We start from the raw sequence: 25,097 nt of genomic DNA on the forward strand, positions 1-25,097 counted from the left end.
CCGGGCTCGTGCCGCGTGGCCGGCCCGTGCCCCGGGGCTGAGCCCCGGAGCACGGGCCGGCTGCCTCGTCGGCCGTCGCGGGACGCGGTGGCGCCCGCGCTCAGCGCCCGGCCGTCGGCACGGGCGGTACCGGTATCCCCTCCTCGGTCACGTACTTCGTGCCGTCGTCGTACTTGGTGACGGTGAACGAGTCCAGCACCTCGCCGACCTCCTTGTCGGTGGTCGACCGGTCGTCCCACTTGGCCGCGACGACGGCCTCGTAGTGGAGCCGGTCCTTGGTGACCCTGATCCCCTGGAACGTGGAGGTGTGACCGGCGCGGACCACCTGCGTCGCGCCGTTGCGGGTCCACACGTTGTCGTTCTCGGGAGCGAGTTCGTAGTACTTCGGCCCCGAGACGGCCACCGTGTAGACGGGCCCGGTCGTCACGCCGGGCGTGCTGGTGGCGTCCTCGTCGGCGAACCCGCGGGCGTACACGTGGTCGTGGCCCATCAGCACCAGGTCGATGCCACTCCTCTGGAACACGGGGAGCCAGGCGTCGCGCACCGCCTTCTCGTCGCGGCCCTCGGCACCGGAGAAGACCGGCTGGTGGAAGACCGCCACCGCCCACTTTCCCGGGTTGTCCTCGACGGCCGCGTCCAGCCAGCGGCCCTGCATGTCCAGCCAGAGTTCCTCGGGATCGGGGCAGTTCTCAGTGCATGCCGGCAGGTTGTCCGGGGTCATCAGCCGGCGTGCGTCACCCGTGCTGGCATTGAGGGAGAGGAACCGCACCCCCTGGTAGTCGGTGAAGTACGCGGTCTCGGCGAGGGCCTCGGCCATGTGCGCCTGGTACGCCGCCCGCTGCCGTTCGGCGGGGCTGTCGTCACGGGCCGGGGTGCCGCCCGGACCGTTGCCCGGGTACTCGAACGTCGACTTCCACTTCTTCAGAAAGGTGTCGCCCGCGTACTCGTGGTTGCCGGGCGCGGCGATGACGTTTGTCGTTTGGCTGTATCCGTCCATCGCGCCGAACCAGTCGCGCCACTCGCTGTCGTTGCCCGAGGTGTTGACCAGGTCACCGGCGTTGACGCTGCCCACGGCATCCGGATAGCGCTCGTAGGCCTGCTTCACCACCGGCGCCCACTTCGACGACAGCTCGTTCTGCGCGTCGCCGAAGTAGAGGAAGGTGAACTCCTCGCCCGCGGGGCGCGCCGTGGTGAACCGGTGGGCGGGGCTGAACCGGTCGCCCGTGCCCACCCGGTACTCGTACTCGGTGCCGGGGGACAGGCCGTCGAGGACCGCGGAGTGCGTTCGCACCTGCTCACCGTCGGCGGTCGGTTCCTCGTTGGCACGGGCCCGGACGGTCCGCCACTGTTCGCCGCCGGCCTCGCGGATCCGCACCTCGCCGAAGGGCAGGGCGGCGGCCGTGCTCCAGGTGACGGCCTGTGAGCTCTCCGGCTTCTCGGTCGGCGTCAGGACGATGCGCTCCGGAGCCGAACCGGGAACCTCCAGGTCCGGCTTGTCGGTGAACGCGACGTCGAACACGTGCATGACACCGCGGTCGCTGCCCCGCGGGAGTACGACGGCGGCGACCCGCTTCGCGGGATCCAGCAGCCGGGGCCGCGTGGCGAAGACCTTGGTCTCCACGGTGTCGGCACCTCCCGAGGCCCGGTTGCGTCCCGTGGTGGTCACCAGGGGCTCGTTGCCGAACCGGTAGTCCGTCCCCGGCGTCCAGTCGGTGAACTGCACCGGCACCGACTGTGTGGAGCCGTCGGTGTACTCGACGACCGCGGTGCCCTGCGCCGGCCCGTTGGTGGCGAGACCGAGGAAGGAGACACCGGTGGCCCGGACAGCGCCCAGCTCGATGCGCTGGCCGTGCGGAATCCAGTTGTCGGGCTGTCCGGGTTCGGTGTCGGGCCAGGTGAACTCGACGCCCGTGTCACCGAGCGGCAGCGTGGCGCCCGGCGCGGCCCCGGCCTCGTTCAGCCGCTTCCGCGACAGCGAGTTGTCGCTCAGGTCCAGCGAACCGAGATTGCCCCGGCCGTCCGGGGTGATGCCGATGTTGTTGCGGGCGTCGGAGCCGTCCGCGTACGACGGGGGGACGTCGGCGGCGCCGGTGCCCCAGGCGCCGGGCGTCCGCGCCATGCGGAAGTCGAGCGTGCCGCCCTCGCGGGTGAAGCGCTCGTCGAGCCAGGACCGGGTGGTGGCCCGGCCGTTCACCTTCAGCGAGCTCACGTAGTGCGCCTCGTCGCCTCCGGGCGACTTCAGCGTGATCCTCCGCCTGCTGTCGGCACTGTCGATGGTGACCCGGTCGAACATGGGCCCGCTGACGACCAGTTCGGAGGTGCCCGGCACGGCGGGGAAGAGACCGATGCCGGCCCAGACGTACCAACTGCTCAGCGAGCCGAGGTCGTCGTTGCCCGGCAGACCCCGCGGACTCGTGCCGTACATCTCGTCCACGGCCCGCCGCAGCACGTCCGCAGTACGGTGCGGCTGCCGCAGCCAGTTGTAGACGAACGGCATCGTGAAGCTGGGCTGGTTGCTCAGATAGGCGCCGGAGGTGTTGTACACGCCCGCGTCGAGAACGCGGGTGTGGTCGTCCAGGGCCTTGGTGGTGGCCTCGATGCCGCCGCGCTTGTCGATGAGCCCGCCCACGTTGTGCGGCACCATCCAGCCGTACTGGTAGCCGGTGGCCTGCTCGAACTGGTTGCCCCGCTCACCCAGGTCGAAGCCGCGGTCGAATCCCGTCCGCTCCCGGGGTCGGATGTGGTCACTGGCGTCGTCGAACACGTTCTGCCAGTTCTGCGCCCGCACCATGTACCGGTCGTACGTCGCCCGGTCGCCGAGACGCCCGGCGAGCTGGGCGATACCGAAGTCGTCGACGGCGTACTCGAGCGTCTTCGACGTTGCGGAGTCGCCCTTGCGGTTCTCGATGAAACCGGCCGTCGCGTACTGGTAGGCGTGCCGCCGCAGCGTGGAGTCGGCGGGCAGGTCCTGCGTGGACTTCATCAGGCCGAGCGCGGCCCGCCGGTCGTAGTCGGTGGATCCGAAGGCGTCGATGGAGGCGACGACGGACTGCAGCGAGTCGCCGCTCATCTTCTGCTGCGCCTGGTTGAGGTGCGGCCAGTTGGGCCAGCTGCCGGTCTGACGCACCATGTCGGTGATCGACTGGTTGATGTCGCTGCCGACCTTCGGGAACAGCAGCGCGATCAGCTGGGCCTGGCTGCGGTAGATGTCCCAGCCCGCGTAAGTGACGTAGTGGTGACGGCCCTTGGCGACGCGGTGCACCTTTCCGTCGTAGCCCTGGTACTGGCCGTTCACATCGTCGAAAACGTTCGGGTGCAGCAGCGCGTGGTAGAGCGCGGTGTAGAACTTCACCCGTTCCTCACGGCTGCCCCCGGCGGCGTCGACCGTGCCCAGCGCGTCCCGCCACACCCGCGCGGACTGCGCGCGCACCTGGTCGAAACTCTTGCCGCGGGTCTCGGTGGCCGCGTTCCGCGCCGCGTTCGCGACACTGACGTAGGAGAGACCGGTCTTCGCGGTGACCTTCGCCCCGCGGTCGAAGACCAGGTAGGCGCCCGCCCCGTGCTTGGTGTCGCCACCGGAGGCACTGTCCGCGCCCGGCCGCGTCTCGGAGCCCTGCCAGGTGCCGTGGTCCTTCACGGGCCGGTCGAACGTGGTCGAGAAGTACGCCCGGTAGCGTCCGCCCTCGTCGCACACCGAGGCGGTCTCCACCCAGCCGCTGACGGTCCTGCCCTCGACGTTCACCTCGCTGCCGAAGACCCGGTTGTTGGAACCGGCCACGTCGAACAGCAGCGTCGAGGAACCGTCGGAGGGGAAGTCGTACCGGCTCACCGCGGTGCGCGTGGTGGCGGTCAGCTCGGTCTCCACACCGTTGGCGAGGTCCACCGAGTAGGAGCCGGGGTCTGCCTTCTCACCGTCGTGGTCGAAGCCCACGTAGTAGTCGGTGATCGACCCGGCCGGGCTGGACGGCAGGGAGCCGTCGGGGAGTTCGCCGGTGTAGGGCAGCACCGGGAAGTCGAAGCCGCTGTACCGTCCTTCGCAGCCCGTTCCGGAGAGCCGGGTCATGCCGAAGCCGCGGATCTTGTCAGCGGTGTACTCGTAGCCCCCCTTCTGGTCGCCGTCCGAGGAGCGGTACGTGGTGGGGGAGGACTGCACCATGCCGAACGGCACCGTGGCACCCGGCCAGGTGTTCCCGTACGCGCTGTTCCCCTTGTTCTGCGTGGGGTCCAGCTCGGTGCCGATGAACAGGTCGACGGCGTCGAAAGCGGCGACCTCACGGCCCTGGGCGGCGGCACCGGACGCGGGAACCAGCCCGGTCACGAGCGTGCCGAGGGCCACAAGGGTGGCCAGGAGTCTGCGGCGCCCCGGCGGGGGCGTCGGTGGATTCGGCCTGTCGGACTTCCACATGGCGGGGGTTGCCTCTGCTCTCGGTGGATGTGACAACGTTGTCCGTGTGGTTTCCGAGACCACTGCGGATCACGTGCCTACAGTTCAACTCCCGCAGTACGCAGGAGGGAAGCCCTCGGGGAAGAGCAAATGAACACCGGGAGAAGTGACGCGTGCATGCCCTGAAGAGCGGGGAAGTCGTACAGGGAGTCATGCGTCCGCGTGTGCGGCGACGAACCCGCCTTGTAGAGTTCGGCGATCCGGGCCACGCAGAGCCCGACGCCGTCAGGAGAGCGCCATGGCCAAGGTCACCGTCACCCTCGACGCCGAACTCGTCGTGGAAGTCATGGTCCTGGCCGGAGTCGGGTCGCCCCAGGACGCCGTCGAGGTCGTGGTGCGGGACTACATCGCCCGCGGCCACCGTACGGAGACACGCACCGAACTCACGGACCGGAACCTGCACGAGACGGACGCCAAGCCCCAGGAGCCGCAGGGCTGACCCTGGGGGCGGGGCCCCGCTCCCAGGGCCCCGCACCACCGGAACTCGTCGCAGTACGCCGGGCTTCGGCCTATTGACACGTCAAGGGGTCCGGATGCCCGCCGGGCGGGCGGGACGTCCGAAGCGGGCGGGCACGCCCGGCGAGTAGAGGACGCTCACGGGGCCGCCCACCGGCTTCGGCAGGCCCGCCGCCGTCACCAGGTCCTCCTCGCACTCGACCACCTCGGCACGGTGCAGGGACCAGCGAGGATGGGTGTTGGGCAGGTACATCGACCGGCCGAAGAAGGCGCCGTGCAGGCCCCAGCGAGCGGTCAGGAAGTGCTCCAGCTCGGTGGGTTCCCCGATCCGTTCGCCGACCCGCACGGTGATGCGGCTGTGGGCGCCGCGAGGGCCGGGCCAGCGTCGGGAACTGGTGTACGTGACGGTGTCGCCGCTGTGCCGGATGGCCATCCGGGACCAGAGGTAGGGCATCCGGAAGCCGACCCGGGCGACCGTCACGGGCAGCAGGCGGGAGGCGTCCAGGGAGAGGAACACCACGCCCCGGCGCCCGTGTTCGTCCACCGAGTAGAGGCGGACGTTGGTCTCGGGGAAGGTGCCGAGGTAGGGGATGCCGGGGAGGCGCAGCCATCCGACCCGGTGCATCCGGAAGGCGACCAGCCCGACGTAGGTGACGCCGTCCAGGGTGTCGGGCACGGTGCCGGGCGGCAGTAGAGGAGCCACGTCGGCCGGGTCCACGGCCCAGTGGAGGAAGGTCAGGTCGAGCCACGACTGGGTGAGCAGTGGACGTGCGATCGCCTTGGGCGGATCGGCGGTTATGGGTTCCGGGAACCCAGGGGGCGGCGGCATCGCAGCAGTGTCCCAAGTGCCTGGGAAGGGCACGCTGCCGGGGGCTCGAGACGCACGACCGGCTCCCGCGTGCGTCGTACGACGCACGCGGGAGCGGCGGCCGTGGTGACGGCCGCCGCTCCCGCGAACTCACCAGGACCGGGGGGCGGTTTCTACTTCACGCCGAGACCCGCGTCGTCCACCTCTTCCTTGGCCTCGGCCTTGAGCACCTTGTTCAGAGGTGCCAGGTCGTAGATGCCGTCCAGGGTGGGCTGCTCCAGCAGGCCGGCCTTCACCGCGTGCTGCGCCTGCGAGTCGAGTGTGGAGGCCAGCGGGTCGTCGAGGAAGGTGATGGACTCCCAGGCCGGGTCGAGGACGTCCTTGGGCAGGGCCTTGCCGGACAGTTCCTCGATGGCCTTGTTCGCGGACGCCTTGGCGTCGTCGGGGTTGGCCTTGATCCAGTCGTTGGTCCTCACCGAGCCGCGCAGCACGGCCTCGACGACGTCCGGGTGCTCCTTGAGGAACTTCTGCGACACGATGATGTTCGTGATCACGAACTTCTTGTCGGGCCACAGGTCGGCCTCGTCGAGCAGCACCTCGGCGCCCTCCGCGACCAGCCTGGACGCCGTCGGCTCCGGCACCCAGGCACCGTCGATCGAGCCGGACCTGTAGGCGTCGGGCGCCACCTTGTTGTCGGTGCGGACGACGGAGACATCACCCTTGCCGCTCTGCGCGTTGACCTTCCAGCCCTTCTCCGCGATCCAGTTGAGGAACGCGACGTCCTGGGTGTTGCCGAGCTGCGGGGTCGCGATCTTCTTGCCCTCGAGGTCGTCCTCGGACTTGATCCTGTCCGGGTTCACCACCAGCTTCACGCCGCCGGAGGCGGAACCGCTGATGATGCGCAGGTTCCTGCCCTGGGACTTGGTGAATCCGTTGATGGAGGGGGAGGGGCCGATCCAGCCGATGTCGATGGAACCGGCGTTCAGCGCCTCGATCTCGGACGGTCCGGCGTTGAAGGTCGCCGACTTGATCCTGGTGGCGCCGAGCTCCTTCTGCAGCAGGCCCTCCTCGACGCCCACCAGCGCGTTGGCGTGGGTGAGGTTGGGGAAGTAGCCGAGCTTCACCTCGTCGACGGACAGCTTCTCGGCGTCCGCCGCGACCTCGGACCGCTTGCCGTCGTCGGTGGACTCGGAGCCGTAGCCGCACGCGGTGAGCAGAAGGGGCAGCGTCGCGGTGACGGCAATGGCGCGCAGGAGAGTGAGCGGTCTGGCGGCAGACACGGAGGTGTCCTTTCGGGAATGGTGAGGAGACAAAAACGGCGGGGTGCGGCGGCGGGCCGGCCGGAGCGCATCGACGGGTGCGCCGGGCGCCGGCCCTGGCTCACTGCCGGGCGGGACGGAGGGCGCGGACGGACGGGAGGACCGCCGGGCGGGACCGGGGTGGGCAGGAGCGCGGCGGTGAGCTGCCCAAAGCCCGTGCGCCCCGTGAGCGGGCCGCTTCAGGCGTGCCGGGAGGCGGACGGTCCGCTGACGGACCGTCCGGAATCCGACGGCCCGCGGTCGGGCTGCCCGGAGGGGGACTGCTGGGGCGCGGAGTGACGACAGATGGCGCTCGACGTGCGGCCGAAGTCGATGTGGCGGCGCGAGGTCAGGTGGGGCAGGGGGCGAACCGTACGGTCGGGCGTACGCATGGTCATGACCGTCCCCTGATCCCTAGTTTTCCTACCTGGTTGATAGGGATCGTGGCAGAAGGCGGCGCCCGCCCCAAGGGGGTGTTCATATGCTGGATAAAGTCATCTCATGATCTGATAATCGGCTGATCGGTCGGTGTGTCAGGGGTTCACCCAGGCGTCCGGATTCTCGGTCAACGCCGCGACATCGGCGGGCAGTTCGGCAGCGGCGACATCGGCCAGCGACACGCCTTCGAGGATCTCGCGCACATTGGACCGCAGCGCGATCCACAGGGGCAGCAGCGACTGGGCCGGCCCGGAGTAGGACAGGTCCGGTGGGCGGACCCCGCGCACCGAGACCAGCGGCCCGTCCACGACACGTATGACATCGGCGATGCTGATGGACTCGGCCGGCCTGGCGAGCCGGTACCCGCCGTTGCCGCCGCGCCGGCTGAGGACGAGCCCGCCCCGACGCATGTCGTTCAGGATGCCTTCGAGGAACTTGTGTGGAATGTCCTGGGCGTCGGCGATGGCCTCGGTCTTCAGGGGAGCGTCGTCCCGTGGTGCGGCGAGCTGCAACGCGGCCCGTACCGCGTAGTCCGCCCTGGCTGAGATCCGCATATCCGTAGTATCCCGCACGCCACGGCCGGTGTCCGGCGCGGGTCCCCGGATGATCAGGCCGGCAGGACGAACGGCGGGTACGCGCCGTTGAGGAAGTAGTCGCCGACGTCGCGCAGCCGGTGGGAGACCGGCTCGTGCAGGGTGTGGGCCCTGGCGTTGCGCCAGAACCGGTTGAAGCCCAGCCGTGCGGACATGGAGCGGGCGCCGATGACGTCGAGGGCGCGGGACGTGGACTCCTGCGCGGCCCCGGACGCGGCGGCCTCCGCCATCGCCACAAGGACCGAGATCTCCGCGTACTCGTCGTAGGAGAGCCCTTCCCCGCGCTCCAGCCCCGCCAGTACGGCGTCCACCGCCTGGTCCGCGAGCGCGGCCGCGGAACGGGTGAGGACGGTGAGTTCCCCGAACACGGTGAGCGTCTGCGGATCCCGGGGCGGTTCGGCGGGCCAGACGGGGTGCCAGGGCCACTGCCCCGACCTGCTGTACTCACGGGCCTCGGCGAGCACGCCCTCGGCCAGACCGAGCCGGAGCTGCACGGAGAGGAGGCGGCTGACCGGGGACGCCAACGCCGTCAGGGGCGACAGGACGTCCTCGTCCGCGGACAGCGAACCGAGGACGTCGTCGGCGGTGACCGGCACGGCGTCGAACTCCATGGACCCGCCGGCCGCCAGCCGCTGGCCGAAGGTGTCCGCGTCCCCGTCGGCACCCACCCCGGGCAGTGCCGGATCGACCGCGACGGCCAGTGGTTCACCGGTGTCGGCCCGGACGGCGCGCACGGCGAGCCGGTCGGCGACCAGGACCCCGGCGGCGAAGCTCTGCCGGCCGTCCAGCACGTGCCCGCCGGCCTTCCCGGTCAGTGTCAGCGGGGGCTCCTGGTGGGCGAAACCGCCTCCCCAGCACCACTGCTCCGCCGCCGACCGCCGCTCGATCCGCGCGGCACGGGCCGGATCGCTGAAGAACCGGGCGCTCCCCGACAGGAAGTAGTGCGAACCGAGCAGTTGGCCGATCGCGCCGTCGGCCGCGGCTATCTCCCGGACGACGGCGTAGGCCGTACGCCAGTCCGCGCCTCCGCCGCCGGACCGGGCCGGCACCAGCAGGGCCAGCAGCCCCGCCTCACGCAGCCGGGACACCTCGTCGACGGGGGCCTTGCCCGCCTGTTCCCTGGCCGCCGCGTCGGTGGCCAGGTCGTCCGCCGTCTCACGGGCGACGCGCAGCCAGTACGCACGGTCCTGCCCGGTCCGGTCGGAGTCCTGCCGGCCGGAGAAGCGCCGATCGGGGTCCTGGACCGGGCCGGCAGGCGCGGGGGCAACGCCCATGACGGTGGTCTCCTCGAGGTCGGCCGCTCGGCGCGGCACGGGCACGCGGTGCGGGACCTGGATTCCGCTCCTCATCCTGTGCGCCCGGGTTGAGCCCCGTCAATACTTCCCTAGTAAATCAGTAGGGAAAGCAGGGAAGGGGGGTCCCCTGTGGGCCTACGCCCGCCGGCTGGCCGGCCACCCCGTCTTCGGCGGCCACCTCGACGTCGACGGCATCGCCCGCCGCCACCGCGCCCACTGTCGTGCCTCAGCAGCCACCGGCGCCGACGAACTGCTGATCACCACGATTACGCACGACCACCGGGACCGCGTCCGGTCGTACGAGCTGTCGGCCCAGGAGTGGCGCCGCCGATCCGGGCCTCCGCGGCGGCGGCACTGTAGTGGACACGGCCGCATGGAACGGGCCGACGGCGGCCGGCGGCAGCCCCGCCTCGCGCGCCGGCCGCTTCGCCGGCGCACCGGTCTCGTGCGCGCTCACCGCCTCCAGCAGGCGGAAGGCGCGCTGCACGCTGGTGCCATGAGCGTGGGGCCCGTGCTCATGGCACCAGCGTGCGCCAGGCCCGCACCGCAGGGCAAGGTCGCTCCGGGAACTCCCTCCCTCCTCCCCGGAAGGAAGGCGGCACGTGTCAGGTGCCACGACCTGGATACGCGGTGGGTATGGCGTCACCGGCCGACAGCGCCGGCCGGTGACACCACTAACGCACCACGGCCGCCCGGAAGGTTCCCCGACGCCATGGACAGTTCCCCGCACGACCACGGTGCCGACGGCACGGGCAGCGCCCCGCCGGCCGCGTACCGCTCCGAAGTGACACTGAGCGTCAACGGAAAGCCGCACACCCTCCTGATCGACCACCGGCGCGTCCTGCTGGACCTTCTGCGGGAGGACCTGGACCTCACCGGGGCCAAGAAGGGCTGCGACCACGGCCAGTGCGGCGCCTGCACGGTCCTGGTCGACGGGCGCCGGGTCAACAGCTGCCTGCAACTGGCCGTCTCGCTGGACGGCTGCGACGTGCTGACGGTGGAAGGACTCGCCGACGGTGACCAGTTGCACCCTCTGCAACGGGCGTTCCTCGACCGGGACGCCTTCCAGTGCGGGTACTGCACACCGGGGCAGATCTGCTCGGCCGTCGGAGTCCTGGCCGAGGCCGCGGCCGGTCATCCCTCCCACGCCACCGACCCCGCCACGCCGCCGGGGCGGCCGGTGGCACTGGACGCCGCCGAGATCCGCGAGCGGCTCAGCGGCAATCTGTGCCGCTGCGGCGCCTATCCGCACATCGTCGAGGCCGTGCGGGACGTGGCCCCGTGAAGCCCTTCGGACACCTGCGGGCCACGACCGTCCAGGAAGCCGCCCAAGCGCTCGCCACGCACCCGGGCGCCCGCTGTCTCGGCGGCGGCACCAACCTCGTCGACCTGATGAAACTGGGTGTGGAGCGGCCCGACTTCCTCGTCGAGGTGAGCCGCCTGCCGCTGGACACGGTCGCGGAGCTGCCGGACGGATCCCTGCGCGTCGGCGCGACCGTCCGCAACAGCGACCTCGTGGCCCACCCCCTGGTCCGCGACCGGTACCCCGCGCTGTCCCAGGCGCTCCTCGCGGGCGCCTCCGGCCAGCTGCGCAACGCCGCCACCACCGGCGGCAACCTGCTGCAGCGGACCCGCTGCCCCTACTTCCAGGACGTGTCCAAACCCTGCAACAAGCGGGACCCGGGCAGCGGCTGCGGCGCCCGCGACGGCACACACCGCGATCACGCGGTGCTCGGCCACTCCGAGCACTGCATCGCCACCCACCCCTCGGACATGGCCGTCGCGCTCGCCGCCCTGGACGCCCGTGTGGAGCTGTACGGCACCGAGGGCTCCCGGAGCATCCCGGCCGCCGAATTCCACCGGCTGCCCGGCGACCGTCCGGAACGGGACACCGAGATCCGCCCCGGTGAACTCATCACCGGTGTGGTGCTCCCCGCCGCCACGGCCTCGCTGCCCTCGGCCTACCGCAAGGCCCGCGACCGGGCCTCGTACGCCTTCGCCCTGGCGTCCGTCGCCGCCGTCCTGCGCCTGTCGGACGACGGCACCGTCGCACAGGTGGGCCTCGCCTTCGGCGCGCTGGCCCACCGGCCGTGGCGGGCGACCCACGCCGAAGAGGCGCTGCGGGGCGGACCGGCGGCCGCGGACGCGTTCGCCCAGGGCATCGACCTGGAACTCCGAGCGGCCCGGCCCCTGCGGGACAACGGCTACAAGGTGGGCCTCGCCCGCGGTCTCGCCCTGGACGTCCTGACCCGGCTCGCCGGGCCCACCAGCACCTGAACCGGCACGTCGAGGAGGACACCATGAGCGGCACCGGTTCCACCCTGGGAGCTCCGGCCGAGCGCCGCGAAGGACACCAGAAGGTCACCGGCAGCGCCCGCTACGCCGCCGAACACCCGCTGCCGGGCCGTGCCCACGCCTGGCCCGTGCCCGCCACGATCGCCCGCGGCCGGGTGACGGCCGTCGACACGGCCGCGGCCCTGGACCTGCCCGGGGTCCTGGCCGTGCTCACCCACGAGGACGCCCCCACGATCGCCGAACCCGACGACCCCATGCTGGCCGTGCTCCAGAACCCCCGGGTGCCGCACCGGGGCTGGTGCGTTGCACTCGTCGTGGCGCGCTCCCCGGAGGAGGCCCGCCTGGCCGCGGAGGCGGTCCGTGTCGAGTACGCGGTGGAGGAGCACGACGTGGCCCTGAGGGCGGACCACCCCGACGCGTACGAGCCGGACACCGCCAACGGCGGCTACCCGGCCCGCAGGGAGCACGGCGATCCCGAGGGCGCCTTCGCCTCCGCACCCGTCCGGGTCGACGTCGCCTACCGGGTGCCGCCCCTGCACAACCACCCCATGGAACCCCACACGAGCACCGCGCACTGGCGGAGGGACCGCCTCGTCGTCCACACCTCCAGTCAGGGGACCACCACGGTACGCGCCACGCTCGCCGCACTCTTCGAGATGCCCGAGGACCGGATCACCGTCACCGCCGACCACGTCGGAGGCGGCTTCGGCTCCAAGGGCACCCCACGTCCCGACGTCGTACTCGCCGTCATGGCCGCCCGCCGGACGGGCAGGCCCGTGACCGTCGCCCTGCCACGCCGTCACCTGCCCACCTCCGTCGGACACCGGGCGCCCACCCTGCACCGGCTCCGCCTGGGCGCCGGGACCGACGGCCGGCTGAGCTGCCTGACCCATGAGGTCGTCACGCACAGTTCCCGCATCAGGGAGTTCGTGGAGCAGGCGGCGGTCCCCGCCCGCACGATGTACGAGGTACCCAACTCCCGTACGCTCCACCGGCTGGTGCGGCTCGACGTGCCCACCCCCTCGTGGATGCGCGCCCCCGGCGAGGCGCCGGGGATGTACGCCCTGGAGTCCGCGATGGACGAGCTGGCGGGCGAACTGGGCATGGACCCGATACAGCTGCGCCTCGTCAACGAACCGGAACGCGAACCGGACAGCGGCAAGCCGTTCAGCAGCAGGCACCTCACGGAGTGCCTGCGGGACGGCGCGCGGCGGTTCGGCTGGGCCGCGCGCGATCCGCGTCCCCGCTCGCGCGGCGAGGGCCCCCTGCTCGTCGGCACGGGCGTCGCGGCAGCCACCTACCCCGTTCTCGTGGCACCGTCCACCGCCGAGGCACGCGCGCTGCCGGACGGAACGTTCGTCGTACGGATCAACGCCACCGACATCGGCACGGGAGCCCGCACGGTGCTCACCCAGGTGGCGGCGGACGCCCTCGGCGCGCCCCTCGACCGGGTGCGGACCGAGGTGGGCAACAGCGACCTGCCCTCCGCGCCGCTGGCCGGCGGCTCCTCCGGAACCGCCTCCTGGGGCTGGTCCGTCCACGAGGCGTGCACCCGGCTGGCGGGGACCCTCGCCGCTCGCACGGGGCCGCTGCCCGACGAGGGGATCACCGCCCACGCGGACACCACGGGACAGGCCGACGCCGACAGCCCCTACGCGCGCCACGCCTTCGGCGCGCACTTCGCGGAGACCTCCGTGGACCGCGTCACCGGAGAGGTCCGGGTGCGCCGGCTGCTGAGTGTCTACGCCGCGGGACGAATCCTCAACGCCCGCACCGCGCGGTCCCAGTTCATCGGCGGCATGACCATGGGCCTGGGTATGGCGCTGACCGAGGGCAGCACGATGGACACCGCCTTCGGCGACTTCACCGAGTCGGACCTGGCGGCCTACCACGTGCCCGTGCACGCCGACGTGCCCCGCATCGAGGCGCACTGGATCGACGAGGAGGACGCCCACCTCAACCCCATGGGAAGCAAGGGAATCGGCGAGATCGGCATCGTCGGCACCGCGGCGGCCATCGGCAACGCCGTGCACCACGCCACCGGCATCCGCTTGCGTGACCTCCCGCTGACGCCGGACAAGGTACTGACCGCCCTGGCGGGCTGAACGGCCTCGCCGCACGCGCCGTCAGGGCGGAGACCCGGGGCGGACCGCGAGTACCGCGATGTCGTCGTCGCTGCCGGCGGCCAGTCCGATGAGCAACTCGTCGCAGAACACGTCGAGGGGCTCGTGGGCCAGCCCGGCGGCGTGTCCGCGGAGCCGGTCCAGGGCGTGGTCCAGGGACTCGGTGCGGCGTTCGATGAGGCCGTCGGTGTACAGCAGCAAGGTCGAGTCCGCCGGGATCGCGTCATTGGCCTGGGGCCGGACCAGATCGGGGTCGACGCCGAGCAGCAGCCCCGCCCCGTCCTCCAGGTAGCGGGTGCGGCCGTTGGGGCTGACGAGCAGCGGCGGCAGATGGCCCGCGGAGGAGTGCGCGAACTCCCAGAGGCCGTTCCCGACTTCCTTGAGCAGGCCGTAGACGCAGGTCGCGGTGGCCTCTTGGTGCAGGGTGTGGTTCGCCATGTCCAGGCGACGCAGAACCTCCCCCGGCGGCTCCTGACGGTCCACGGCGATACCGCGCAGCATGTTGCGCAGCTGGCTCATGGCGATGGCCGCGTCGAGGTCGTGCCCGGCGACGTCACCGATGACCAGCGCCGTGTCCCCGTCGGGCAGGGCGAAGCAGTCGTACCAGTCGCCGCCGACCTCGGCCGTGGCGGAGGAGGCCGCGTAGCGGGCGGCCAGATGGAGACGCGGGATCTGGGGCAGCGCCGGCAGGAGCGAACGCTGGAGGCGTTCGGCGATCTTCCGCGTCTCCTGGTGGAGGCGGGCGTTGTCCACCCGAAGGCCGATCGCGCGCCCCAGCTCGTTGACCAGCGGCAGATCCTCCTCCGTGAACGGCCTTCCCCGCCCCTTCCGGGCGAGGGTGAGCGCGCCGATCACCTTCCGGGGCGACCGGAGCGGGGCGACCACCGCGCTGTTCGCGCCCAGTTTCCGGAACAGCTCCGCGTAGTGGGCGTCCAGCGGGCTCGCGGCCCGGCCCGGGGGCGGGAGTTCGGTGAACAGCAGGGGGCCCGCCCCGCGCAGCGCGCGGGCCAGCGGCCCCTGGGAGGTCTCGGACAGCGGCAGAAGCCGGCCCTCGTACTCCTCGGGCCACGGCCCCTGGGGCGCCCGGTGCATGACGCAGACCCGCTCCACCTCGTCCTGCGCCGTGAACAGGTCCACGAGGCACCAGTCGGCCAGCCAGCGGGTCAGGACCCGGCCCACCCGTCGCAGGCCCTCGTTCAGGTCCGGAAGGGTGCTCAGCGTGGCCCCCGTCTCGGCCAGCAGGGAAAGCCGTTCCAGCTCGGACGTGCCGCCGGCCCGGCCCACGCCCGTTCTCCGGTCCCCTCCGGGGGAGGCGGACCAGGGGGCGCCGCCCGCCTCCTGCGGGGCCCCGGGCCGGAGCCGGGCGGGCGGACGAGCCGGGGGCGCGGATCCTCTTGGGGAGAACCGGGCCACGAACACGGTGTGGCCGTCGCCGGTCTCCTGGCTCTCGACGAACAGCCGGACGGGGACCAGCTCACCGTCGCGGCGCAACGCGGGCAGCGGTAGCGACCGGCCCAGGATCCGGGGCTGCCCGCTGAGCAGCAGGGACGTGAACGCCATGGTGTGACGCCTGTGGAGATGCTCCGGGATGAGCGCGGTGAGCGGCTGCCCGACGAGATCGTCCGCGGGCCAGCCGAGCAGGTCCGCCGCCGGCCCGTTGACCGCGATGATCCGATTCGACTCGTCGGCGGCGATCGTCGCGACCCTGCTGGCCTGCACCTGCCCGGCGTCCCACAGCACCGGCTCCGAGGTACCGGCGCCCGGCTCCCGGGGCATCACCGTCCACGCCGTGGGTCGTTCCCCGGCGAGCTGGTCGCTGATCTGCTCGAACAGCCACTCCTGGAAGCCGCGCCCGCGCGGAAGCGCCGGCAGTGTCAGAAGACGCTCGTCACGGGCAGCCTCCTCGGCCACGTCGAGAACCGAGCGCAAGGTCTCCATCGGCGGTCCGGAGCCCGACGACACCCACAGGGGCAGGGACCCGAACTCCGCCTCGGCATGCTGCCGCTGCAGCGTGGCCGTAACACCCGCACTGATCACGTCGTTCATGGCCAGGGCGACCGCGAGGTCCTCCGCCGTCATGCCCGGGACGTCCCCGGAGGCCAGGGCCAGAACGAGCTCGTTCAGCAGCGTGTGCCGGTGCTGCGTGCAGGTCAGGCAGAGCGCCGCCGGTACGTCCAGGAGCGTCACGGTCTCGCCCTGCCCGGAACGGGGCGGGGCGGCCACCCACCCGTCCGACGCAGGGGGCGACGGCGATCCCTCGGGCCACAACTCGAACCACACCGTCTTGACCGCGTCGCCCGTGTCGACGCCGTGCCGGGACGCCAGCCGCTCGACCAGGACCAGCCCCTGCCCCGTACCGGTGTACGCGGGACCCCCGTACGGCACGAGCCCGCGCTCCGGCCGCCGATCGCTCACCCGCACCAGAATCCCGCCGTCCCCGGCCCGGGCCGTCACCTCGATCTCGGTGCGCGCGTGCAGCACCGCATTCGTCACCAGCTCGCTGACCAGGAGCTGCGCGGTGTCCAACGTCTCCGGTGCGGCCTCGTCGAGCGTGGCCCGCACGAACCGCCGAGCCTCCGCCACACTCTCCGGCTCCGGAGGGAACCGCCGCGACGGCGCCCCGGGGGCATTGAGGTCGCCCATGGGATCAGTCTGCCCCACGGCACCCGCCGCCGCGTGCACACTCACCCGTCCGCCGCACACGACCGATGAGTCCGTACGTCCGCGGCGGTCCTCCTCATACGGGCCCCGGGACCCGGGACCCTCCCCGGAGGACGTCATGACGCGGCTCGCTCGTGTTGGACATGTCGATGTCTCTCGACGGCTTCATCGCCGGTCCGGAGGGCGACGACACCAACCCGCTGGGCATCGCCGGAGACCGGTTGCACGACCGGCCGCGCGACGGCGACGGCTCCGGTGACCCGGCCTCGTGTCGTCCGGCCGACGAACCCGGCCGGCCCGCTGTCGGACCGGTACTCCACCGGCGACGCGGAACCGGGCGCGGTCGGCAGGGCCCCGCAGATGCCCGCCGGCCACGCCGGCCACGCCGGCCGGTGTGGGCGGGCACCGGGGAGATGGTGACCGGGCGTCACCCGGCCGGCCGTCGGGAGGACAGGCAGGCCCTCTGCCTGTTCCGGACCCGCCGTCAGGACCGCGGGTTTGGCCGGGTGCTTCGGTCGAGGGTGATCCGCGCGGCGACCGGCAGATGGTCGCTGCCGGTGCCGGACAGGGTGCGGATGTGGCGGACGGCGGCCGAGCGGGCCATCACCTGGTCGATGCGGGTCAGGGGAAGCCCGGCGGGGAAACTGAGGGCGAAGCCGCGTTCCGCCACGTTCATCCGGGAGGTCAGTGGGGCCAGGCCACGGTCGTCGACGGTGCCGTTGAGGTCGCCCAGCAGGATCACCGTCTCCAGCTCCTCGGCGGCGAGGGCCCGTCCCAGCAGGCGGGCGCTCTCGTCCCGGTGGGCCGAGGCGAGGCCGCCCGGCCCGACCCGGATCGAGGGCAGGTGCGCGACGTACACCGCGATGTCCCCGTGCGGGCTGCCGACCACGGCCCGCAGCCCGCGGCTCCACGGCTCCGTGATCCCCCGGGGCTTGATGTCCAGCAGCCGGGCATCGGTGAGCGGATGCCTCGACCAGAGACCGACGGTGCCCCGGACCTCGTGGTACGGGTAACCCGGGGCGAGCGTCCGCCGGTAGACCGGCAGCGCCGCCGGCACCAGCTCCTCCAGTGCGATGAGGTCGGGGCCGGCGACGGCCAGGGTACGGGCGGTACCCGCCGGGTCGGTGTTCTCGTCACTGACGTTGTGCTGCACCACCACCAGATCCTGAGCCCCGGCCCGCGGTTCGGGCAGGAACAGCCCGCCGAAGAGGTACGTCCAGGCGGTCACCGGCAGCAGCAGGGCCGGCAGCGCGATCGCCGAACGCCGCACCAGCGCCGCCGCGAACAGCACGACGACCACCAGCCCCAGCCAGGGCAGGAACGACTCCAGCAGACTGCCCGCCCGGCCCACGGAGTCGGGCACCGCACGGTGGAACAACAACAGCCCCGCCGTCAGCGCCGAGGCCGCCACGATCACCCGCCCCCGAGTCAGGACCGACCCACCGCGCGCGCCCCACCGTCCGCCGCCCACCCGTTCCTCCCCGCTGTCCCGTGGCCCCGCCCACATGATCCTTCTCCCCAGGACGCGTTCCTGCATGACGCGGTTTCCGTGCCTGGGTCACTTTCAGGTTCCCCCGTTACCAAAAAGTGCGTTCTTCCACGTCAGCGGCCACTCTCTTACGGTTTCCGAGTAACCGCAGGTGACCACGACCACCCGGGCCGTCACCGGTCCGGGCGACAGCGAGCCCACGGGCTCACAGCACAAGGAGGCAGGCGGCATGGCCATCACCCTGGTCGACCCCGAGGGACTTCCCAAGATCGACGTCTACCGGCAGGTGGCGATCGCGTCCGGTTCCAGGATGGTCTTCACCGCCGGGCAGGTCGCATGGGACGCCGACGGCGTCACGGTCGGCGCGGGCGACCTCGCCGCCCAGGTCGAGCAGTGCTACCTCAACGTCGCCACCGCCCTGGCCGCGGCGGGCGCCACCTTCGCCGACGCCGCGAAACTGACGGCCTACGTCGTCGACTGGACCCCCGACAAGATGGCGCAGTTCATGGAGGGCGCCACCCGCGCGGCTCAGAAGCTGGGAACCGCCCCGGCGGCTCCGGCCACGCTGGTGGGCGTACAGGCACTGGACATCCCCGACCACCTGGTCGAGATCGAGGCCGTCGCGGTGCTCGACTGAGGTGCCGGCGCGGACCTCGGCCGAGGCCCGCCCAGGGCGGCGGGAACAGTAACGGCCCCCGGAAGTCGGCGTGTTCCAGGGGCCGGTGGGCTGATGACGCTGTGAAGAGCGTGATCAGCGGGTCGTGCGCATATGGTGCACTTCGCTGGCGACCGCCGCCATCAGTTCGGGATCCAGGACCGACGCGTCGGCGAGACGGGTCGAGGCGGTCAGGGAGTTCAGCAGCGTCTTGGTGACCCGCACAGCAGGCAACGAGCGCCGCAGGAGTGGCCTGGTCCACTCGTCGACCGCAGCGTCGAGCGAGTCCTCGGGCACGACCCGCTGCAGGATCGACAGGCCGAAGGCCTCCTGGGCGGCGAGGGGGCGTCCGGTGAGGATGATCTCGCGCACGGACGCGGCTCCGGCCTCACTGACCAGCCGTGGCAGCAGACCGCCCCACGCCGTGGGCAGACCGAGGGCGAGTTCGGGCAGCCGGAAGGTCGCCGTGTCGGCACCCACCCGCAGGTCGCAGGCGAGGGCGAGGGCGAAGCCGGCCCCGATGGCCCTTCCCTGGACGCGTGCGATGGTGACGGCGGGGTGGGACATCAGTGCGTCGCACACTCGCCGGGCCTTGACGCCGGAGACACGGATACCGTTGCCGGTGGGATCCTGGGCGAGGTGTCCGGCGAACTCGTCGCGGTCCCCGCCGAGGCAGAAGTCCTGCCCGGCGGCGGTCAGCACCAGAACGCGGACCGAGGGGTCCTGGTCGTCGAGCACGGAGAGCAGGTCGTCCAGCATGGCCTCGCCGACGACGTTGCCCTGCTCGGGAACGTTCAACTCCACTGTGAGGACAGGACCCTGCCTGCGGGTGCGCAGGGTCTTCAGTATCCGGTCGTCGGGATCGTCGGGATCGTGGGCGTCGTCGGACAGGAGCGGGGTGTTCATACGGTCACTTTCAGGGAGGTGATGCGGCGGAAGACGACACGGGAGGTGTCGTACGACGGGGGAGCGGAGGGCCGCAAGGTGGGGAATCGTTCCAGCAGCTGAGTGAGGAGCTCACGTGCCTCGAGCCGGGCGAGGCCCGCTCCCGGGCAGTAGTGCGCGCCGCCGCCGAAGGTGAGATGCCCCCCGTTGCGCCGGAGGTCGAAGACACCGGGGTCCGGGTTGCGGCGGGGATCATGGGCGGCGGAACCGTACAGGACGTGGACGGTGGTGTCCTTCGCGACGGGCACCCCCGCGAGGACGGTGTCGTCGGCGGCGATACGGGAGTTGACGAAGACGGGAGGGTCGTAGCGCAGCGTCTCCTCGATCGCGTCGTCGATGTGCTCCGGATGCCGGCGCAGCCAGGCCGCGCGCGACGGCTCCTGGGTCAGCAGCCAGACGGCGTTGGTCATCAGCACCGCGCTGGTCTCCAGGGAGGCGATGGTGATGAACATCGTCAGGTCGTAGATGATCCGGTCCGCGGCGGCCCGGTCGTCCGGATACCGGGCGTCCCAGTAGTGGATCCAGCCGGTGAGGGCGTCGTGGCCGGGGTTCGCACGACGATGCCGGATCAGTTCGGTGAAATAGGCCCGCATCTCCAGGGTGGCCTGGGCCGATATCGCGAGTTCGCTCTTGGTGGGGAGCAACTCCTGGGCGTACACCTGCCGGTGGGTGAAACTCAGGATGCGCGCGTGGTCCTCGGGGGCGAGGCCGAGCCAGCGGCCGACGGTGCGGATGGGCAGTTGTTCACCGACGAGAGTCCCGAAGTCGGCCTCACCGTCGGCTTTCAGCCGGTCCGCGAGCTCGTCGAGGAGGCCCGAGGCCAGGGCGGCGATCACGGGACGCAGCTCCTCGATCGCGGAGCGGTCGAAGGGATTGCCCAGGGCCCGCCGCTGGCAGGTGTGGGCGGGGGCGTTGAGCCGGGGCAGGGTCCTGGTCATTTCGCGGGTGGCCGGGGCCTCCCAGCGCTTCGGGTCGGGCTGGCGCTCCTGCCAGGCGAAGTCGGGGACGAGCCAGTTCCTGCCGCGCAGGACCTGGCTGCACGCCTCGAATCCGGTGACGAAGTAGCCGCCCCAGGGGGCACGTACCACGTCCCCCATGGAGCGCATTTTCTCCCAGACGGGAAGGGGGTCGGTCTGGCCCTCGTCGGAACGCAGGCGACGGAGGAGGGCGATGACGGCTCGGCGGTCGGTGGACGTGGTGCCGGGAATAGTGCTGATGTCACCTATGTCGCCAACGGCGGTCACGCGGGGCTCCTTTGGCTGGATGCTGCCGGGTTCCGCCGGAACCTACCCCTCCACCCTCCTCCGTCATGCGCCTCAGGGTGTTGCTCCTGTCACATGCAGTGCATCAGACACGGAAGACATCGAGGAAACTGCTCCAGAATCCCCGCCTCCGTCCCGGTTCCTGTCGCATCGGGACGGACGGTGCCACGGTCATGGGCTGCTCCGCACCCGGAACCGAGGCACGGCTCTGCAGAGCCGCCGCCATGCGTGTGGCCGGTGACGGACTGAAGGTCGCGGGCAGCGTCACCAGGGCCCGGTGGAACGGCCCCGGCCGCCACTGCAGTTCCTCCCGCGGCACGGCCAGCGCCAGGTCGGGCAGCGCGTTGAGCAGCCGCTCGATCGCGGTGGTCGCGATCACCGTCGCCGGGTCCTTGGCGGGGCAGGCGTGCGGTCCCGCCCCCCACGCCAAGTGCGCGCCCTTGCTGTGGGCGCGGCGGGCCTCGGCGAGCGCGGGGTCGCCGTTGGCGCCCGCGAAGGAGATGACGACCGGGGTGTTCGCCTCCACCACATGGCCGCCCAGGTCGACGTCCTGGACCGGGTAGTGGGTCGCGTAGTTGGCGATCGGCGTCTCGTTCCACAGGACGTGGTCGAGGGCCTCCTCGATCATCATGCCGCTCTGCCGGCCGCCCGCCCCGGACAGCATCAGCAGCAGGGCGTTGCCGATGAGGTTGCGCTCGGGTTCCACCCCGGCGCCCATCAGCATCACCAACTGGTCCTTGAGCTCCTCGTCGGTCAGCCCGGCCGGGTGCTGGATCAGCCATGAGGTGACGTCGTCGCCCGGCCGGCGCCGCTTGAGGGCGATCAGCTCCATGAGGCAGGCGGTGAGGTCCTCGTTGGCGCGCAGGGCGTCCTTGCCGTCGAAGATCGCCGACATCGCGGTGGTGAGGGTGTCACCGATGTCCGCGGGGCAGCCGAACAGCTTGTTGAACAGCAGCAGCGGCAGCAGCTTGGCGTAGTCGTTGAGCAGGTCGGCCCGGCCCCGCTCGCTGAACTGGTCGAGCAGGTAGTCGGCGATCGGCTCCACGTCGCGGCGGACCCGGGTGATGTTGAGTCTGGCCAGGCTGTCGGTGACCGCCTTGCGCAGCCGCAGGTGCACCGCACCATCGGTGAACAGGCAGTTCGGCCGGTACGCCATCATCGGCAGCACCGGGTTGTCCATCCCGATCCGCCCCTCGTTCAGGGCCTTCCAGTGGCGGGCGTCGCGGGCGAAGAGCTCGGTGTTCTGCAGGACGCGCAGCGCCATCTCGTGCCCCACGACCAGCGTGGCGTCCGCGCCCGGGGCGAGTTCGACCGGACCGGCCGGAGCGTGGGCCCGCAGCCGGTCGTAGAGCGCCTGCGGATCGGCGGCGAACGAGGCGTCGTGCATGGGGCATCTGCTGCCCGCGGGCGCAGCTGTCGGCTGAGAGTCCATCGGACCTCTTTCGAGGGAACCACCGGCTTCAACCGGTGGGGGAATCGAATCCCTGGTGTACGTTTCCGGTGTCCCGCAAGGGATCGGTTCGGGCTGGACCGCAACCCTCGGGTTGGAAGCCCCCTTCCTTCGGGAGGGGGAGCGGAGTCACGAAGTCTTCCTTGGTGATCTGGGAACCGCTGTTCCCAGGTGGAGTGGGCGCGGGACGGTCAGGCCGCGCGCTCGAGCAGATGCCGGACCAGCGCGATCAGCGCCTTCGCGGAGGACTGCTGGTCTCGGGCGTCGCAGTAGACGACGGGGGTGTCCGGGAGCAGGTCGAGCGCCTCACGTACCTCCGCCTCGCCGTAGGCGGCGGACGGGTCGAAGGTGTTGACGGCGATGGCGTACTCCAGGCCGTACCCCTCGACGAGGTCGATGACGGGGAACGTCTCCTCCAGCCGCGCGGGGTCGACCAGCAGCAGTGCTCCCAGCGCACCGCGGGCCATGTCCTCCCACAGTTGCATGAAGCGCTGCTGCCCCGGCGTGCCGAAGAGGTACAGCACCAGGTCTTCGCTCAGCGTGAGACGGCCGAAGTCCAGGGCGACCGTGGTGGTGGTCTTGCCCGTCACGCCCCGCAGGTCGTCGACGTGCACGGAGGCCTGGGTCATCTTCTCCTCGGTGCGCAGCGGAGTGATCTCCGACAGCGAACCGATGAGCGTCGTCTTGCCCACGGCGAAATGCCCGACGACGAGGATCTTGGCGGCGTTGGTCACCGCGCTGGAGACGTAGATGGAGCCCTGGGCCGTCTCAGCTGATGAGGGATTGGAGTCCATGCAGAACCTTCTCGAGGGTCGCTCTGTCAACGTTCTGGGCCCGGGGCGGCTCGGCGCGGTGGAGCAGGTGCCCCTGTTCGGACAGGTCGGTCAGCAGCAGGCGGGCCACCCCGACCGGCAGCCCGAGGTGGCCGGCCACCTCGGCCACCGACAGGTAGCCCCCCGCGCACAGGTCCCAGATCGCCGTCACTTCGGGCCCGGCCCCGAGCGGAGGAGTCCGCCCGGGAGCCAGGGTGACGAGGGTGTGCAGTGCAAGATCGTCCGAGGACGGCAGGCTCCGGCCACCGGTGATGACGTAGGAGCGGACGAAGTCGCTGGAGACGGATTCCTTCTCGCCGGGAGCCGTCATGAGCCGCCACCGTGGGCCGAGCGTGGTGCGACGCTCATCGCCTTGCTGAGCGCCACCACCGTCTTCTGCATACGGAACGACACGGCTTCCATGTCGACGTCGGGAGCCGCCGAGACGGCCAGGTAGGCGCCCTGACCGGCGGCGCTCAGGAAGATCCAGCCGCCGTCGTACTCCAGCAGCGTCTGCTTCCAGACGCCGTTGCCCGAACCGACGAAACTGGAGACCGCGCGGCTGAGGGACTGCATGGAACTCATGGCCGCGGCGTTCGTCTCCGCGTCGTCGCGCGAGATGTCGTCCGAACGCTGCAGCAGCAGGCCGTCGCCCGAGACGAGGACGGCGTGACGGGCACCGCGCACCTCGAGCACGTCGTTCAGCACCCACGACAGGTCGGTGTTCACCGCTGATCAGGTCCTTCCATGGTGTTCGTGATCCGGCCGAGCTGGGTGCCGCGGGCGAACGCGCCGAGGCGCGACGCGGTCACCTCGCTGGCCTGCTCGGGCGTGGGCTCGTCGGCGGTGGCCGTGGCGTCCGGCGAGGGCACCACCGAGATGGGGCCCTGCCGCCGGCGCCGCTTGGGAAGCCCGCCGTTGGTCCTGCCCACCACATGGGAGGGGCCCACCGGGACGGGAGCGAGCCGCTGCGGGGCGGCCTCCTCCCCGGAGGTTTCCCGGACGGGCTCGGCAGGTGCGGGCGCCTCGGCGGCAAGGAGGCTTTCCGGCACACGAATCACTGCACGCACTCCGCCGTAGGGGGACACCGAGCCTACGGAGACGGCGAAGCCGTACCGCGCCGCGAGCATGCCGCACACCGCGAATCCGAACCGGGGCGGATCGCCCAGACTCGTGATGTCGACCGCGCCTTCGGGGGACAACAGCGTCACCGCCCGGTCCTTGGTCTCCTGGTCCATGCCCAGCCCGGCATCGTCGACGATGAAGCACACACCCGTCGGAACGGCCTGGATGTTGACCTCGACCGGCGTGCCCGGAGCACTGTAGGTGGTCGCGTTGTCCAGCAGTTCGGCCAGTACGACGGCCACCGGTTCGACGGCCTTGGTGGAGACGGAGACGCTGACCTGGGCGTGGATGCCGACCCGGTTGAAGTCCTTGATCCGTCCCTGGGCGCTGCGCGCCACGTCGTACACGGTCGCCGCGCCGTCACGCCGGCCCAGCCATCCGCCGCACAGGACCGAGATGCCCTTGGCCCGGCGGCTGAACTGGCTGCCGGTGTGGTCCACCGCCATCAGGTCGGCGAGGACCTCGGTGTCGTTGCCGTACTTCTTCAGCAGCTCGTCGAGCAGCAGCTGCTGCTCCTCGGCGAGGGACTGCAGCGTTCCCATCGCCGACTTCAGTACGGCCTTGGTCGACGACTCGGCATCCGCGCGGACGTCGGCGAGGTCGCCCTGGTGCCGCGCGTTGAGCGCGGCTGTCTGCCCCTGCTGCTGGGCGAGTTGCCCCTGGGTCTGCCCCAGGCTTGCTTCCAGATCCTTCCTCGTTCTGCGGAGAGCCAGATTGGTTCTCCGCGCCCTCATCACTGCGAACACCGCAGCGATGAGCACTACCAGCAAGATCCACAACAGTGGATCCCGGATCAATGACGTCATGAGACTCTCTTCAAGTCGCATCGCGCCGGGAGTGCGGAGGGTCCACCGATCCGTAAAGGGCGACCCGGCCGTCGAACGGCTCGGGCCCACGGGTGGACCACACCTCACTCCCTGGCAATGGGGCCTTAGAGACTGTCCCCCG

The 25,097-nt window shown here is 71.4% G+C and carries 20 protein-coding genes and 1 pseudogene; 5 read left to right on the forward strand and 16 right to left on the reverse strand.

All coding sequences use genetic code 11. The annotated features are described in order from the left end of the window. Window positions 1-100 precede the first annotated feature (100 nt). On the reverse strand, window positions 101-4,405 hold the full coding sequence (locus ACFYQA_RS31345) for a GH92 family glycosyl hydrolase (protein WP_388925057.1): 4,305 nt from the start codon (window positions 4,403-4,405) through the stop codon (window positions 101-103). Window positions 4,406-4,682: 277 nt separating this feature from the next. Between ACFYQA_RS31345 and ACFYQA_RS31350 the strand changes: the two genes are divergently transcribed. Beyond that, a complete protein-coding gene (locus tag ACFYQA_RS31350; RefSeq protein ID WP_386394171.1) occupies window positions 4,683-4,883 on the forward strand; it encodes a type II toxin-antitoxin system VapB family antitoxin in 201 nt (66 codons plus the stop codon). Window positions 4,884-4,964: 81 nt separating this feature from the next. Here the strand turns inward: ACFYQA_RS31350 and ACFYQA_RS31355 are convergent, their stop codons facing one another. From ACFYQA_RS31355 to ACFYQA_RS31380, 6 genes and pseudogenes are all read right to left on the reverse strand, one after another. Beyond that, window positions 4,965-5,729 (reverse strand): YqjF family protein, encoded by a 765-nt coding sequence (locus ACFYQA_RS31355; RefSeq protein ID WP_388925060.1) that lies wholly within the window; start codon window positions 5,727-5,729, stop codon window positions 4,965-4,967. A gap of 152 nt (window positions 5,730-5,881) precedes the next feature. After that, window positions 5,882-6,988, reverse strand: coding sequence for an ABC transporter substrate-binding protein (locus ACFYQA_RS31360; RefSeq protein ID WP_388925063.1), 1,107 nt, complete (start codon window positions 6,986-6,988; stop codon window positions 5,882-5,884). 218 nt (window positions 6,989-7,206) lie between these two features. Next, on the reverse strand, window positions 7,207-7,404 hold the full coding sequence (locus ACFYQA_RS31365) for a hypothetical protein (RefSeq protein WP_388925066.1): 198 nt from the start codon (window positions 7,402-7,404) through the stop codon (window positions 7,207-7,209). Window positions 7,405-7,539: 135 nt separating this feature from the next. Next, complete coding sequence (locus ACFYQA_RS31370) at window positions 7,540-7,998, reverse strand: RrF2 family transcriptional regulator (protein ID WP_388925069.1); 459 nt, start codon at window positions 7,996-7,998, stop codon at window positions 7,540-7,542. A gap of 53 nt (window positions 7,999-8,051) precedes the next feature. Further along, window positions 8,052-9,311, reverse strand: a complete 1,260-nt coding sequence (locus ACFYQA_RS31375; protein WP_388925072.1) for an acyl-CoA dehydrogenase family protein — start codon at window positions 9,309-9,311, stop codon at window positions 8,052-8,054. A 412-nt stretch (window positions 9,312-9,723) separates the two neighbouring features. After that, window positions 9,724-9,851 (reverse strand): annotated as a pseudogene (locus ACFYQA_RS31380) (IclR family transcriptional regulator); the annotation flags it as partial. Between the two features lie 193 nt (window positions 9,852-10,044). Here ACFYQA_RS31380 and ACFYQA_RS31385 point away from each other — a divergent pair. The 3 genes from ACFYQA_RS31385 to ACFYQA_RS31395 are packed head-to-tail and all read left to right on the forward strand — an operon-like array spanning window position 10,045 to window position 13,732. Continuing rightward, window positions 10,045-10,617 carry a 2Fe-2S iron-sulfur cluster-binding protein gene (locus ACFYQA_RS31385; protein WP_388925075.1) on the forward strand — a complete coding sequence of 191 codons (573 nt, stop codon included), beginning with the start codon at window positions 10,045-10,047 and terminating at the stop codon, window positions 10,615-10,617. Further along, a complete protein-coding gene (locus ACFYQA_RS31390) occupies window positions 10,614-11,609 on the forward strand; it encodes an FAD binding domain-containing protein (protein ID WP_388925078.1) in 996 nt (331 codons plus the stop codon). The genes ACFYQA_RS31385 and ACFYQA_RS31390 overlap by 4 nt, the downstream gene beginning before the upstream one ends. Before the next feature lie 23 nt (window positions 11,610-11,632). Further along, window positions 11,633-13,732, forward strand: coding sequence for a xanthine dehydrogenase family protein molybdopterin-binding subunit (locus ACFYQA_RS31395; RefSeq protein ID WP_388925081.1), 2,100 nt, complete (start codon window positions 11,633-11,635; stop codon window positions 13,730-13,732). A gap of 21 nt (window positions 13,733-13,753) precedes the next feature. Here ACFYQA_RS31395 and ACFYQA_RS31400 read toward each other — a convergent pair whose 3' ends face one another. Both ACFYQA_RS31400 and ACFYQA_RS31405 read right to left on the reverse strand, forming a co-directional pair. Continuing rightward, complete coding sequence (locus ACFYQA_RS31400; RefSeq protein WP_388925084.1) at window positions 13,754-16,393, reverse strand: SpoIIE family protein phosphatase; 2,640 nt, start codon at window positions 16,391-16,393, stop codon at window positions 13,754-13,756. Window positions 16,394-16,895: 502 nt separating this feature from the next. Then, window positions 16,896-17,918: an endonuclease/exonuclease/phosphatase family protein gene (locus ACFYQA_RS31405; RefSeq protein ID WP_388925148.1), complete on the reverse strand. Its 1,023-nt coding sequence runs from the start codon at window positions 17,916-17,918 to the stop codon at window positions 16,896-16,898. A 211-nt stretch (window positions 17,919-18,129) separates the two neighbouring features. On the opposite strand from ACFYQA_RS31405, the gene ACFYQA_RS31410 reads away from it, so the two are divergent. After that, window positions 18,130-18,537: a RidA family protein gene (locus tag ACFYQA_RS31410; RefSeq protein ID WP_388925151.1), complete on the forward strand. Its 408-nt coding sequence runs from the start codon at window positions 18,130-18,132 to the stop codon at window positions 18,535-18,537. 114 nt (window positions 18,538-18,651) lie between these two features. Here the strand turns inward: ACFYQA_RS31410 and ACFYQA_RS31415 are convergent, their stop codons facing one another. The 7 genes from ACFYQA_RS31415 to ACFYQA_RS31445 all read right to left on the reverse strand — a co-directional run bounded on the left by ACFYQA_RS31415 (window position 18,652) and on the right by ACFYQA_RS31445 (window position 24,955). Next, window positions 18,652-19,461: an enoyl-CoA hydratase/isomerase family protein gene (locus tag ACFYQA_RS31415; protein WP_388925087.1), complete on the reverse strand. Its 810-nt coding sequence runs from the start codon at window positions 19,459-19,461 to the stop codon at window positions 18,652-18,654. Next, window positions 19,458-20,744 (reverse strand): cytochrome P450, encoded by a 1,287-nt coding sequence (locus ACFYQA_RS31420; RefSeq protein WP_388925090.1) that lies wholly within the window; start codon window positions 20,742-20,744, stop codon window positions 19,458-19,460. Before ACFYQA_RS31420 ends, ACFYQA_RS31415 begins: the two co-directional genes overlap by 4 nt. Window positions 20,745-20,847: 103 nt before the next feature. Further along, window positions 20,848-22,149 (reverse strand): cytochrome P450, encoded by a 1,302-nt coding sequence (locus ACFYQA_RS31425; RefSeq protein ID WP_388925093.1) that lies wholly within the window; start codon window positions 22,147-22,149, stop codon window positions 20,848-20,850. A gap of 254 nt (window positions 22,150-22,403) precedes the next feature. Next, window positions 22,404-23,006 (reverse strand): ATP/GTP-binding protein, encoded by a 603-nt coding sequence (locus ACFYQA_RS31430; RefSeq protein ID WP_386394148.1) that lies wholly within the window; start codon window positions 23,004-23,006, stop codon window positions 22,404-22,406. After that, window positions 22,981-23,355: a DUF742 domain-containing protein gene (locus ACFYQA_RS31435; RefSeq protein WP_388925096.1), complete on the reverse strand. Its 375-nt coding sequence runs from the start codon at window positions 23,353-23,355 to the stop codon at window positions 22,981-22,983. Before ACFYQA_RS31435 ends, ACFYQA_RS31430 begins: the two co-directional genes overlap by 26 nt. Beyond that, entirely contained in the window at window positions 23,352-23,753 is a 402-nt protein-coding gene (locus tag ACFYQA_RS31440; RefSeq protein WP_388925099.1) for a roadblock/LC7 domain-containing protein, read from the reverse strand. The genes ACFYQA_RS31435 and ACFYQA_RS31440 overlap by 4 nt, the downstream gene beginning before the upstream one ends. Then, entirely contained in the window at window positions 23,750-24,955 is a 1,206-nt protein-coding gene (locus ACFYQA_RS31445) for an ATP-binding protein (RefSeq protein ID WP_388925102.1), read from the reverse strand. The genes ACFYQA_RS31440 and ACFYQA_RS31445 overlap by 4 nt, the downstream gene beginning before the upstream one ends. Window positions 24,956-25,097: the final 142 nt, after the last annotated feature.

It is taken from the genome of Streptomyces sp. NPDC005774 (genome assembly GCF_042871645.1).
In the GTDB taxonomy this organism is placed as follows: Bacteria; Actinomycetota; Actinomycetes; order Streptomycetales; family Streptomycetaceae; genus Streptomyces; species Streptomyces pratens.